The organism is Oxyplasma meridianum (genome assembly GCF_038024865.1).
Classification (GTDB): Archaea; Thermoplasmatota; Thermoplasmata; order Thermoplasmatales; family Thermoplasmataceae; genus Oxyplasma; species Oxyplasma meridianum.
Genome location: NZ_CP133772.1, coordinates 1,313,695 through 1,326,753 on the forward strand (window position 1 = coordinate 1,313,695; position 13,059 = coordinate 1,326,753).

Sequence of the window (13,059 nt, forward strand, 5' to 3'; positions counted from 1 at the left end):
TTGTGAATGAGAATATGACTTTGGTCAGTGTTGACATCTGACCAATATGTTTAAAGATTACCGGATGTATAAAAAAGTTCGCAGAACCACTTAAATAATATGACCCAATAATGCGTATATGCCCCAAGGAACCACTGAGGGTCCAAGGAAAAAACTTTATGAACTGCAAAAAGGGTCTGTTGGAACATGGCAGGGAGCCTTTTATTCACTGGCTCAGGTTGGCCCCGCTGCTGATATTGCCATACTCCTGATAGGAACTTTTGCTGATGTTGGCTTCAGGTCTGTGACCGCTATAATTGTTGCATGGCTGATTTATGGTCTCTGGATGATTACCCCATACGAGTTCTCAAAACTGAGATCGAATGCAGGGGGATATTATGCTTATGCCGCAGCAGCTACAAAATCTGGGTTTTATGGTCCAGCAACTGCTTTTTCATGGCTTTACGAGAATCTAACGTCTTCAGCCTTCGCCATACTGGGAATATCATCTTTCCTGTTTCTGCTCTCTGCCCAGATATCTGCATTCAAGTATTTGTGGGTGGTCTTTGCAGTTGGCATGATAGTTTACATTACACTGATCCCCTATCTTGGCATCAGGCCATCTGTTCAATACACATTCATCACTGGACTTGCTGAGGTTCTCTTCCTCTTTGTTGCAGCCGTGATAATTATCGTTGAGGTGGGTCCAGGAAATTCCTTTGCTCCATTTACACTTCCAGTGGGAATACTGCCAATATTTTTCCTCTCCATGATATTCTCAATCAGTGATTTTACAGGCATAGGAATATCCACCACCATTTCAGAGGAGATTAAGGAACCCAAGAAAAAGATAAAGAATTCACTGCTCCTTTCCTACCTTTTTTCAGGGCTTGCACTCATACCAGCAACATATGCCCTCACTGTTGGATTCGGGATATCCAACATTGGATCTTTCTCCACCACCCCAGATCCGGGACTCTATGTCTTCACGCATTATCTGGGGCCAATAGGTGCAATCCTGCTTATAGTGTTCACTATAAACAGTTACCTTTCAAATGGAGTGGCCAAGACAAATGCCGTCAGCAGAGTATGGTTTTCTGCAAGCAGGGACAAAATCATATTCCCAAAATCTTTCTCAGAGGTGCATAAGAAATACAAGAGCCCGTATAAGGCAATAAGAGGGTACATGATTGTTATGCTTATAATCAACCTTCTCTTCGGATTTCTGTTTGGACCAAGGACAGGTGCACTCATACTTCTTACCGGAGCCGGAATTGGGATCATTTTCACCCACGTATACGCTAACATCAGTCTTACCCTTTACACAAGATCGCAAAAGGTGTTCAGGCCAATTGTACATGGAGTTGTGCCAATAGTCTCGTCGGCAATAGCACTTGTTGTGATCTTCTTTACAGTTGAACAGGATATTCTATCTGAGCTTGTCAAACCATCCTTCAGCAACCTTGCATATGCGTCTTCAGCAGTGTTCGGTCTGATCTGGTCTTCCCTCTTTGCGTTGATTCTATCAGTATACTATGTGAAGAGGAAACCGAAGATTGCCACTGCTGCCGGTACGTATGATTCAGATCACATTGAGATAAAATGGGATTGAATAATTTTATGCTAAAAATATAAATCTCGCATTTTATAATATGATGGATCAACGAAACTTACAAAGATCTGATCAAATTTCATTCATTTGACAGCCTGCCACCAATTCCATTTTAACATTAAACCTTTTAAATTCCTTAAGATGTGGAATTTTAAATCTGTACATATATTGTTCCACGAAGGAAAATTCATGGCATTGTTTAAATTTAGAAGAAGCTGTCTAGTGTCTGGTTTTTCCTTCCAGACTCGTAGGAATCCAATTTAACCTGTCCTGATTTTTCCTCTGTTATTGATATCTCTGATTTAATGCCTTCAAGCACTCGGTTCAGAGTTTCTTCCAGTCTTCTGGCATAGTATTCCCAGTCTGGAACATGATCAAATCTGGATCCATCCACAAATGGCTCCACCTCCTGAGGTGTCTTCTTACTATTGGTGACGATCCATGAGACTTTCATTCCAGGAATAAAGGTTTCTCCCATTTCCATCAATTTTTTTGCCACCCTCACATTAGCCAGAGATTTTTCATCAGCGTAAGACTTGAAAGGCTTCACACTCCTGGATATCACAAGTTTTTCCATAGGTATGCTGGAGTCTCCAGAAAGCACTTTTTTTACAATCTCCTTAGAATATTCAACCGCTTCGTCTACTTTCCTTTCCATTATAAGATCAAAGACTTTTGTAAGTGACTCGCTTTGCAGGTCAAAAGAATCAGTTCTCCTGGTCTCATATCCCCTTACCAAGATTTCCCCTGCCTGATCCTCTGGGAATATTATTTTCCCGGCATATCTTTTCTTTGCACCATGGGAGAAGAATGGATCGATTACCTTTTCAAATTCAATAATGACACCTTCTTCAGTAGAGATCTTCTTACTCAGGTCCTCTCCCAGTTTAACTATGTCCTCGTATTTGGTAAGGCCAGATTCAATAAAGATGCTGTCAGTATCGCCATAAATAACCTTGTAGCCCTCCTTTTCCAGCCTTGATATAAGGTTCGTAATTGTTTCCCTGGCAAATGAAGTGATGGCTCCACCGATCTCAAGGTTTGTAAACCTGTAAAATGAAGAGGCAAGAACACCGTAAAATGTGTTCATAAGGATTTTCAACGCTCCCTGAACTCCGTCGTAATAGTTATGTTCTTCCTCGGTGCTGCTACCCCTCATGATTTTCTTTACCTTATCTCTTTCCTCCATTAACTGTCTGAGTAACCTTGGGACGAGCCCCTCCTTTACTGATTTGTCGAGAAAGCGTATACCAGTGGGAGCGATTATTGTTCCCTTAGGACTCAGAGTTGTGAAACATATGTTATATTTCATGATCATGGAGGGATACATACTCTTGAAATCCAGCACTATCACGTTATCATATATTCCAGCTCCAAGTGTATGAACGTATCCCCCTTCTATTGGATTTGACTTTTTAACCCTGAATGTCATGGGTACAGCAATATTCTCCCTGTCAGCTTTTCTTATGAGGAGAGAATCAACATAGCTGCTTGTCCCACCGTTTGTAACATCTTCAAGAGGAAGTTTAGTAACTGTCGACATGAACATGTTCCTATCCAGAACCCTCAACCTGTTGTATATGAGAAGAGTGAGATAGGAGTCCTTTATGCAATACTGGATGACTTCTTCTCTTCGGTTTTTCCATTCTTCTTCAATTTTAAGCCGGTTTATGTTGTCCTTTCCCTCACCCAGAAGCTCTTTTGAAACATAATTTAATGTTTCATGCTTGGGATGCAGAATCTTCTTAACCCCCCACCAGGTATCTGAAATTATTCTTCCATGGACTCTCCAGAACTGGTTCATAATTCTTGTTGGGGTTGAGAAATCTCTTCCAATCTTGAAAGACATCTTATGGATCTTCATCCTGAATTCTATAACTGGGAGATCATAACCATCGATGTTGTAACCTGTGATCACATCGGGATCTTGGTTTTTCATGATGTCCAAAAAGTTCTGAAGAATAACCTTCTCTTCACCATCAATGTATCCCTTTTGAATTTCACCTCCCTTGTAGATCGTGTAACCTATAACGAAAATTTTTCCGTAGTCCTCGCCATCTTCTTTCATTATTGCATTTTCAATGTCGAAACTTAAGATTTTTAGATCAGGGTTGAAATCTGGAGCGTTCTCTATTTTTGAAATTTTAATTATAAGATCTGTGGTGTATTTCATCCTGTCATCTGGGGATTCTTCCCCTTCAATCATAACACAGGAACCCAGGTCAAAATCGTAAATGAATCTGTGGTGAAAAGGTATGTCTGCTGCCATTGCAACCGTTTCCGGACCGCATAACTGTCTTAATTCCGGTACCTTCCATGGTGACTTGACTGTTATTCTCTTTATTTTTTTATTTTCCCCTTCAACCCATAATGTTTTATCTTCCATTTTTAAAAATTCAGGGTTGCTTTTATATTTAATAACACATGATTCTGTCGGTTCAACTATGTCGAAATACGGTTTGAAGCCTGAATATAGTGCGGTTACGGATTTCCCATCTTGAGTCTTTCCGTAAAGCTCAACTGTAACATCCGATGTTCTGTATGATGCAGTGAGAAGCCTCATTACAATTTTCATTCATGTCAAGATGCATCGTGGTTTATTAACTCTATCTCAGCGCCATCCCCCCATCTAACGCAGTTGGTTTCTCGTTTGTATGACTGGAGGTTCCAATTTTGGGCAGATCTCCAATCTCCATGGGCGTATATTCGGGAAAGCCATTCTTTATTGGAATGGCCTTCATCATTAAAAGGTCAATAAAGAGTTATGCGGTTTCGGGCAGGAAAACAATATTATTCCTTCATTTTAAGTAGCTTTTGTAACCAGTGCCGGTTTAGCAATTACCGTTTGCTGTTGAAATGAGGGTAAATGCACAATAATATTTTGCCATATTTTTATCAGACATTGGTATTATACCCCCTGGTTAATGTTAACAGATCTTGACAGGGAAAGTGTAAAAGTTATGCGAAAGATAGTGAGAATTTTTTCCTTTCCAAATTTTCTCAATAATTTATTTTCTGAGACAAAAAATCAATAAGCTCATTATCACTAGTGAAACTGACCTGAAAACCTTAAATATTTCTAATTTCATAGTCCCATGTGTGCTTTTTATCTGAAAACAATAAGAATTTTGAGGTGCCCATAAAATGAGTAAATTTTTGGAACTTGTAGAACAGCATGAGGCTTACCGGAAAAGGAGTATCAACCTTCAGGCATCTGAGAATATTATGAGCCCGGATGCTTTGAAATGCCTTGGAACAGATATGGCATCCAGATATTCACTCTACGAACCGACAATAGACTCAGATGCTTACGGTGGAACGAGATATTCTGAAGATGTTTTACATGAAACTGAAAAACTTTCCCGTGAGGTTTTTGGAACAAAGTACACAGAGGTAAGGCCACTTGGAGGTCACATTGCAGCCCAGATGGTCCTTCTGTCAATAGTGAAAAAGAAGGAGAACATCCTTTCAATCAGTGAGTCCGATGGAGGGTATACCGGCTACCAGTCAGGTTTCATGCCTGAAATGTTCTGCTTTCAGAACTACAGAATCCCATATAATAAGGAAGAACAAGAGATTGACTTGGAAAAACTTCAGAAGGTGATGAAATCAACCAAACCAAAGCTAATAATGCTCGGCCAGTCATTTTTCCTCAAACCATACAATCTGAAAATGGTAAGGGAAATTGCCGATGAAAATGATAGTCATGTTGCATACGATGCCTCTCATGTACTGGGGCTGGTTGGTGGAAAAGCATTCCAGGAAGATATAGCAAAATATTCAGACATCTTCTTTGGTTCAACCCATAAGACATTCTTCGGACCACAGGGAGGTCTAATATTCACAAATAATGAAGATATTTACATAAAAATTGAGAAGAATGTAACTTGGAGAACTATGGACAATTATCATATATCAAGAGTAGCCTCAATAGGAACTGCGCTTGAAGAGATGAAGGCTTTTGGAAAAGATTACGCCCATGCAGTTGTTGAAAATTCTCAAAAACTTGGCAAATCTCTTCATGAAAGAGGCTTTCCAGTGCTATATGATCCATGGTTTTCCTTTTCACATCAGATCCATATTGGAAAAAAGGAAAAAAACAATCCTCAGGAATTTCTTCAGATGAGTAAAAGACTGGAGGAAAATGGTATTATAATTGATAGGGAGGGAAGGATAGGAACAGCAGAAATAACCAGAATGGGACTTTATGACATGGAAATACTTGCAGACCTCATAGTCAAAGCTTTTGAAGGTGAAAAGGTCAGAAAAGATGTGGAAAGCATAGCTTTGAATTTGAGAATGAGATATTGGAAGGGGTATGTATGAAAGTAGAAGACATAATGACAGCTGATCCAATAGTTATGGAAGCAGAAGATACCACATTGACAGATGCAATGTCAAAAATGAGGGATTCCGGAATCCACCAGGTTCCTCTTGTAAAAAACAGGGAATATTATGGAATGGTATACTACAGAGATATACTCCGCAGAAGAAGTGTATCTCCTAAGGTGATCACAGTGGAGAGATCAGAATACTACAGAGATATACTCCGCAGAAGAAGCCTTCAGATGAAGTCCAAAATTGGACATTTCGCCGTGTTGACTCCATACCTGAATAAGGGCATGGACGTATTAGAAGCGGTTGAAATTCTTAGGGATTCTGGACTCTTTGCACTTCCTGTTTTAGAGAAGGAGAAAATAGTTGGAATACTCTCTGAGACTGATCTTGTTGCACATATAAGAGATTTAACAAAGGCAGATTCAGTGAATAATATATCAATTATGAGCACTGAACCCATAACAGTGCAGGAAGATGAGGATCTGGAGTCAGCAACCGAGAAGGTAAGAGGCCTTAATGAAAGTGAAATCCCTGTTGTGGACAAAAATGGCAAACTGAAAGGGTTGCTCAGGGGTGAGGAATATACCCTTAATATGATTCTTGCTGAAAAGCAGAAAATGGCTAAAGGGGACCTTGTCGGAAATAGAGAAAAAGTCGAAGTGAAATGCGGATCGGTTATGGGAAATCCAGTCATGTCAACTGAAACAGCCAGCATACTGGATTCTGCAGAGAAGTTGATAAAAAATCATACCCGCATAATACCCATTGTCGATGAACATGAGAAAGTTGTTGGGATAGTTGGTATTTCTGATATAATTGATATCATAAATACAGGAGAAGAGATAGAGGGCATTCTGGTTAAGATATCGGGACTCGATTCCTGGGATGACGATCTTTATGATGTGGCATCTCCCTATGCAGATATATTCGTATCAATGTTTCTTCCCATGTATGGAAAAATTTCCCATGGTTCAATGAGAATTCACGTTGCGAAGTACATGACGGAAGGAAATGTGAAATATTCCATAAGAACCAGGCTCTCCACCGATCACTACCATCTAAATGTGAACAACTTTGGCTGGGACTTCGAGAGAGCCCTTTTAGAGGTATTTGATGCCTATGAGGAGAGAATGAGGAAGTTGGCGGTGAAATAGTTGCCCGGAGAACTTATTGACAGGATCATGGACTATGCACAATCCAGATCCAGCTTTGCAGAAGCGAGGTTCATGGACATAAGGAACAATCGGGTATCCTACAGGAACGGGGAGTTTGATGGGATATCTTCATCCCACGAACTTGGGTATGCGGTAAGAGTGGTAAACAGATCAATAGGCATGGCATATTTCAATGATGATTCCTGGGATACTGCAAAAGAAAACATAGACGTTGCTGTAAGGAGGTCCATGGTAGAGGGGAAGAACAGGATTTTTACAGGCAAGCCCATAAAGGACAGATGGAAATCTGATCAAATAAAGAAAATACAGGATATGCCCATGGAGGAAAAGATCGCCATAGTTCGGGATTATGACCGCATAATGGAGAGGTTTGAGGCAAAAATAAGGATAAATGTTGTTGCCGACAGGAACATAAGATCACATTACCTGAATTCGGTTGGATCTGACATTGAAGGGGACATCTCAAGAGTCTTCTATTTCTACCTGATGGGTGTTACTGAAAATGGTGAATTTGAACAGTCCACTGAAGAGTACGGGTCCACGTCGGGATATGAATATCTGGATACTCTTCACCTGCCTGAAAGGATAGAGAACGATGTGGAGTCGTTGAAGCAAAGCAGCCTTGCACCAAGAATCACACCGGGAAAATTTGACGTGATTGTAGGTCCTGAGATATCTGGCATAGTGGCACATGAATCCTGCGGCCATCCAACAGAATACGATCGAATTATAGGGAGGGAAGGATAGGAACAGCAGAAATAACCAGAATGGGACTTTATGACATGGAAATACTTGCAGACCTCATAGTCAAAGCTTTTGAAGGTGAAAAGGTCAGAAAAGATGTGGAAAGCATAGCTTTGAATTTGAGAATGAGATATTGGAAGGGGTATGTATGAAAGTAGAAGACATAATGACAGCTGATCCAATAGTTATGGAAGCAGAAGATACCACATTGACAGATGCAATGTCAAAAATGAGGGATTCCGGAATCCACCAGGTTCCTCTTGTAAAAAACAGGAAATATTCCGGAATGGTATACTACAGAGATATACTCCGCAGAAGAAGCCTTCAGATGAAGTCCAAAATAGGAAATTTCGCCGTGATGACCCCATACCTGAATAAGGGCATGGACGTATTAGAAGCAGTTAAAATTCTCAGGGATTCTGGACTCTTTGCACTTCCTGTTATAGATAGGGAGAAAATAGTTGGAATACTCTCTGAGACTGATCTTGTTGCACATATCAGAGACATAACAAAGGCAGATTCAGTGAATAATATATCAATTATGAGCACTGAACCCATAACAGTGCAGGAAGATGAAGATCTGGAGTCAGCAACCGAGAAGGTAAGAGGCCTTAATGAAAGTGAAATCCCTGTTGTGGACAAAAATGGCAAACTGAAGGGGTTGCTCAGGGTTGAGGAATATACCCTTAATATGATTCTTGCTGAAAAGCAGAAAATGGCTAAAGGGGATCTTGTCGGAAATAGAGAAAAAGTCGAAGTGAAATGCGGATCGGTTATGGGAAATCCAGTCATGTCAACTGAAACAGCCAGCATACTGGATTCTGCAGAGAAGTTGATAAAAAATCATACCCGCATAATACCCATTGTCGATGAACATGAGAAAGTTGTTGGGATAGTTGGTATTTCTGATATAATTGATATCATAAATACAGGAGAAGAGAAGGAGGGCATTCTGGTTGAGATATCGGGACTTGATTCCTGGGATGACGATCTTTATGATGTGGCATTTTTCCTTGCAGACAAATTCGTATCAAAGCTTCCCAAGAATGGAAAAATTTCCCATGGTTCACTGAGAATCCACGTTGCGAAGTACAAGACGGAGGGAAATGTGAAATATTCCATAAGAACCAGGCTCTCCACCGATCACTACCATCTAAATGTGAACAACTTTGGCTGGAACTTCGGGAGAGCCCTTTCCGAGGTATTTGATGCCTATGAGGAGAGGATGAGGAAGTTGGCGGTGAAATAGTTGCCCGGAGAACTTATTGACAGGATCATGGACTATGCACAATCCAGATCCAGCTTTGCAGAAGCGAGGTTCATGGACATAAGGAACAATCGGGTATCCTACAGGAACGGGGAGTTTGATGGGATATCTTCATCCCACGAACTTGGGTATGCGGTAAGAGTGGTAAACAGATCAATAGGCATGGCATATTTCAATGATGATTCCTGGGATACTGCAAAAGAAAACATAGACGTTGCTGTAAGGAGGTCCATGGTAGAGGGGAAGAACAGGATTTTTACAGGCAAGCCCATAAAGGACAGATGGAAATCTGATCAAATAAAGAAAATACAGGATATGCCCATGGAGGAAAAGATCGCCATAGTTCGGGATTATGACCGCATAATGGAGAGGTTTGAGGCAAAAATAAGGATAAATGTTGTTGCCGACAGGAACATAAGATCACATTACCTGAATTCGGTTGGATCTGATATTAAAGGGGACATCTCAAGAGTCTTCTATTTCTACCTGATGGGTGTTACTGAAAATGGTGAATTTGAACAGTCCACTGAAGAGTACGGGTCCACGTCGGGATATGAATATCTGGATACTCTTCACCTGCCTGAAAGGATAGAGAACGATGCGGAGTCCTTGAAGCAAAGCAGCCTTGCACCAAGAATCACACCGGGAAAATTTGACGTTATAGTAGGTCCTGAGATATCTGGCATAGTGGCACATGAATCCTGCGGCCATCCAACAGAATACGATCGAATTATAGGGAGGGAGGGTGCTCTTGCGGGAGAATCATTCCTTACAGGAAAGAAATTCCCATACAGGATCGGATCAGATGTGGTCAGCGTGATCGACGACCCTTCGTTGAAGGGGAGCTTCGGCTACTACAAATACGATGACGAGGGCATACCTTCAAGGAAGAGGTACCTCTACAGGAAGGGTTACACAGATGAGTTTATCCTTAATCGTGAAAGTTCGGCGGTTCTTGGAGTGGAATCAAATGCAGGTGGAAGATCTTCCTCCTGGGATATGGAACCCCTTGCAAGGATGAGCACCACATATATCGAACCCGGAGATCACAGTTTTGAAGAACTTTTTGAAGGCGTACGACGAGGTGTGTACATTAAGTCATTCACTGAATGGAACATAGATGATATCAGGTTCAATGAGAAGTATGTGGGCAAGGAGGCTTACCTAATACAGAACGGCGACCTTGTTGGAAGGGTGAGGAGGCCTGTACTTGAAACAAACACGGTGAAATTTTACAGTTCAATAGATGCAGTTGGCGATGATCTGCAGTTCAATGCTGGAATGTGCGGAAAGGGAGATCCTGAACAGGGTGTGGATGTATGGATGGGTGGCCCCCATGTCAGGCTCAGGGACATGTATGTGCAGTGATTGAAATGATGGACATAGATACTATTTATAAAAAAGTCAAAGAGAAAGGGCCAGACGAGGCAGTGGTGCAGTTGATCAGGGATAAGACTTCTCAGGTACGGTTCTCCGGTGACAGCATGGATCTTTTCAACAGATGGAATGGATCGCTTATTACCCTTTTTGTATCAAAGGGAAAAAGAGTTGCATCCACAACAATCAGAGATATGACAGCATTGGACAGCGAGATATCAAACCTCATGAAAATATGCAAAGAAGTACCAGAAACCCCTTCATTCAATGGGATAAACTGCGCTGAACATAACTATCCTTCAGTGGATGATGCAAGAAATGAGGTAGATATACAGAAGCTTGCAGGTGCACTTATGAAAGGTTCCATGGAAGGAGGTGCCGAGAGATCTGCCGGCATTGTCTATTCCCGGGATCTTGATATAGAGTTGAAAACTGGATACAACCATGGAAAACAGCATCTAACCGGGATTGAAATGGTTGTAAGGTCATTCAGAGGAGATACCACAGGACAGGAAACCATCCATTATGGGCCGGAAAATCAGGTGGATACCGAAACTGCAATGGAGATAGGGCGCAACGCTGGGAAAACATCTTCCAGGAAAATTGAAAAGGTTGACATTACACCGGGAAAATACGATATTCTGCTATCACCCTATGTCACCGGAAACCTTATTTCCTACAGTTCCCAGTTCTTTTCAGCCTATGAAGTTGAAAGCGGATTGAGCTGCTTTGCCGGAAAGATTGGGGCAAGGGTGGCTTCAGACCATGTTACACTGGAGGATGACCCTCTAAACAAATCCGGTTCCGGATTCAGGATCTTCGATGAGGAGGGTACACCTACCAGGAAGAACACCCTGATAAATAATGGGACACTTAAAACGTATCTTCATTCCTTCTCCACAGGAAAAAACTTTGAAAGCAGCACTACAGGAAACGCCGGAATAATATCCCCAAAAGCCTGGCAGATTTCCCTTTTGCCCGGAAGAAGCAAATTTGAGGACATGGTTTCGGAGATTGACAGTGGGCTGATAATAAACAATGCCTGGTACACCAGATTCCAGGACTATGTAAACGGAGTGTTTTCAACAGTCCCCAGGGATGGAGTTTACCTGGTAAAAAATGGCGAGATAAAGGGGTTAGTTTCCGGTATAAGGATCAGTGATTCTGTCCCGGAATTCCTCAGGAACATCTCCCATGTATCTAAAGAGAGGAAAAATGTCAGATGGTGGGAGGAGATTTTCCCCGCCATTATGCCATATGTGCTTGCCAGAAACATGAATATATCAAAGGCATTCTGAGTGATGCCAATAATTATTAATATTTTCGTTATAAACTTTCATGGCAACTGAAAGGGGGATATTTTACAGAATTCTTGTTTACATACTCATCATTGCTGTTGTCTTTTTCATATCGACTTTTTTGATCCCTTACATTGCATCTTATCTACCCCAGCTTGTACCTTATGAACAGTACATGAAGGATGCAGTTACAGCTATAATTGTGGGCATTGGAGGCTACCTTATTGCAAGATTTGCCGTTAATATCATAGATCGCGCCATGACGAGGAGCGGAGTCCAGCGGAAATCTCTGAGATACATTGACACAATTGTCAGGATTGTAATATACACAATACTTATTGCCGTTGTTCTCAGTGCCTTTGGAATCAACCTCACAGGCGCCCTTATAGGTGGAGCTGTTGGAGGTGTCATAATAGGGCTGGCCTTACAGACGGTTGCAAGCAGCATCTTTGCAGGCATAACTGTAGCCTCCACTAACGTCCTGAAACCTGGTGATACTGTTACCATCTACTCATGGCTGTTTGGTAACCCTGTTACTGGAAAGGTGAAGAAGGTTTCAGTTATCTTTACATACCTGGAAGACCAGAATGGAAGGGCGGTAAAGGTCCCCAATAGTGCATTTCTAGGATCGACAACTTTCACAGATATGGAGAAGGATGACGGCATACTCTTTACCCTTACCCTGTCGGTGCAGGTGGATGTACCCTCAGAATCCGTATCAAAAATAGCGGCTGAGATCATGGATAAAAGGCCTTCAGAAATTGGGATAAAGGGATACGAGATTTTTATGCTGGGAAGATCAAACTCAGCCAGCACCTTCAGCATAAACATAAACATTGAAAAACTTGAAATGCTTAACAGGGCAACTGACTTTGTAAATCAGTGTTTTGACAAATCTTACTGGAAAGTTAAAAATTCGCAGCTTTCACAGAAATGATTCCCTGTATCTTTTGAAACATGGCATGAAGTACATTTGAAACATGGATTTATTGGAGACACTTTCTTCATGGACAGATATGGAGAAATTAAAGGATGCAGAACACAGAAATTCTTGATTTTGTTAATAATGTTAAAACTATGCCTAATTTTTCGTGAAATGTGAGAAACAATAATAAAATAGATAAAGTTAAAATCCAAGCCATAACAATAAGGTGGATGCATCCTATAGATTTATGATGAAAGCCTTTTAATTTATGGCTGGAACAGACATTACAAGTATACAGAGAACAGTATAACAGCTTTTTTTTGTATCTCTTGATCCTGTTGTAT

General features: G+C 41.2%; 11 protein-coding genes. 9 read left to right on the forward strand and 2 right to left on the reverse strand.

Annotated features, from left to right (window positions below):
- Nucleotides 1-118: 118 nt before the first annotated feature.
- On the forward strand, nucleotides 119-1,591 hold the full coding sequence (locus OXIME_RS06950) for an APC family permease (protein ID WP_393971122.1): 1,473 nt from the start codon (nucleotides 119-121) through the stop codon (nucleotides 1,589-1,591).
- A 205-nt stretch (nucleotides 1,592-1,796) separates the two neighbouring features.
- On the opposite strand, the gene OXIME_RS06955 is transcribed toward OXIME_RS06950, so the two are convergent.
- Both OXIME_RS06955 and OXIME_RS06960 read right to left on the reverse strand, forming a co-directional pair.
- Nucleotides 1,797-4,166 (reverse strand): DNA-directed DNA polymerase, encoded by a 2,370-nt coding sequence (locus tag OXIME_RS06955; RefSeq protein ID WP_393971123.1) that lies wholly within the window; start codon nucleotides 4,164-4,166, stop codon nucleotides 1,797-1,799.
- A 31-nt stretch (nucleotides 4,167-4,197) separates the two neighbouring features.
- Nucleotides 4,198-4,335, reverse strand: coding sequence for a hypothetical protein (locus OXIME_RS06960; RefSeq protein WP_393971124.1), 138 nt, complete (start codon nucleotides 4,333-4,335; stop codon nucleotides 4,198-4,200).
- Nucleotides 4,336-4,735: 400 nt separating this feature from the next.
- Here OXIME_RS06960 and OXIME_RS06965 point away from each other — a divergent pair, with 400 nt between their 5' ends.
- Genes OXIME_RS06965 through OXIME_RS07000 form a run of 8 tightly spaced genes read left to right on the forward strand, consistent with a single transcriptional unit; the run spans nucleotide 4,736 to nucleotide 12,727 of the window.
- On the forward strand, nucleotides 4,736-5,917 hold the full coding sequence (locus OXIME_RS06965; RefSeq protein ID WP_393971125.1) for a beta-eliminating lyase-related protein: 1,182 nt from the start codon (nucleotides 4,736-4,738) through the stop codon (nucleotides 5,915-5,917).
- Complete coding sequence (locus OXIME_RS06970; protein WP_393971126.1) at nucleotides 5,914-7,083, forward strand: CBS domain-containing protein; 1,170 nt, start codon at nucleotides 5,914-5,916, stop codon at nucleotides 7,081-7,083. The genes OXIME_RS06965 and OXIME_RS06970 overlap by 4 nt, the downstream gene beginning before the upstream one ends.
- A complete protein-coding gene (locus OXIME_RS06975) occupies nucleotides 7,084-7,851 on the forward strand; it encodes a PmbA/TldA family metallopeptidase (protein ID WP_393971127.1) in 768 nt (255 codons plus the stop codon).
- 20 nt (nucleotides 7,852-7,871) lie between these two features.
- A complete protein-coding gene (locus OXIME_RS06980) occupies nucleotides 7,872-8,000 on the forward strand; it encodes a hypothetical protein (protein ID WP_393971128.1) in 129 nt (42 codons plus the stop codon).
- Entirely contained in the window at nucleotides 7,997-9,097 is a 1,101-nt protein-coding gene (locus OXIME_RS06985) for a CBS domain-containing protein (protein ID WP_393971129.1), read from the forward strand. The genes OXIME_RS06980 and OXIME_RS06985 overlap by 4 nt, the downstream gene beginning before the upstream one ends.
- On the forward strand, nucleotides 9,098-10,483 hold the full coding sequence (locus tag OXIME_RS06990; RefSeq protein ID WP_393971130.1) for a TldD/PmbA family protein: 1,386 nt from the start codon (nucleotides 9,098-9,100) through the stop codon (nucleotides 10,481-10,483). It abuts the gene before it with no gap.
- Nucleotides 10,435-11,790 carry a metallopeptidase TldD-related protein gene (locus OXIME_RS06995; RefSeq protein ID WP_393971131.1) on the forward strand — a complete coding sequence of 452 codons (1,356 nt, stop codon included), beginning with the start codon at nucleotides 10,435-10,437 and terminating at the stop codon, nucleotides 11,788-11,790. Before OXIME_RS06990 ends, OXIME_RS06995 begins: the two co-directional genes overlap by 49 nt.
- A 40-nt stretch (nucleotides 11,791-11,830) precedes the next feature.
- On the forward strand, nucleotides 11,831-12,727 hold the full coding sequence (locus OXIME_RS07000; protein WP_393971132.1) for a mechanosensitive ion channel family protein: 897 nt from the start codon (nucleotides 11,831-11,833) through the stop codon (nucleotides 12,725-12,727).
- Nucleotides 12,728-13,059: the final 332 nt, after the last annotated feature.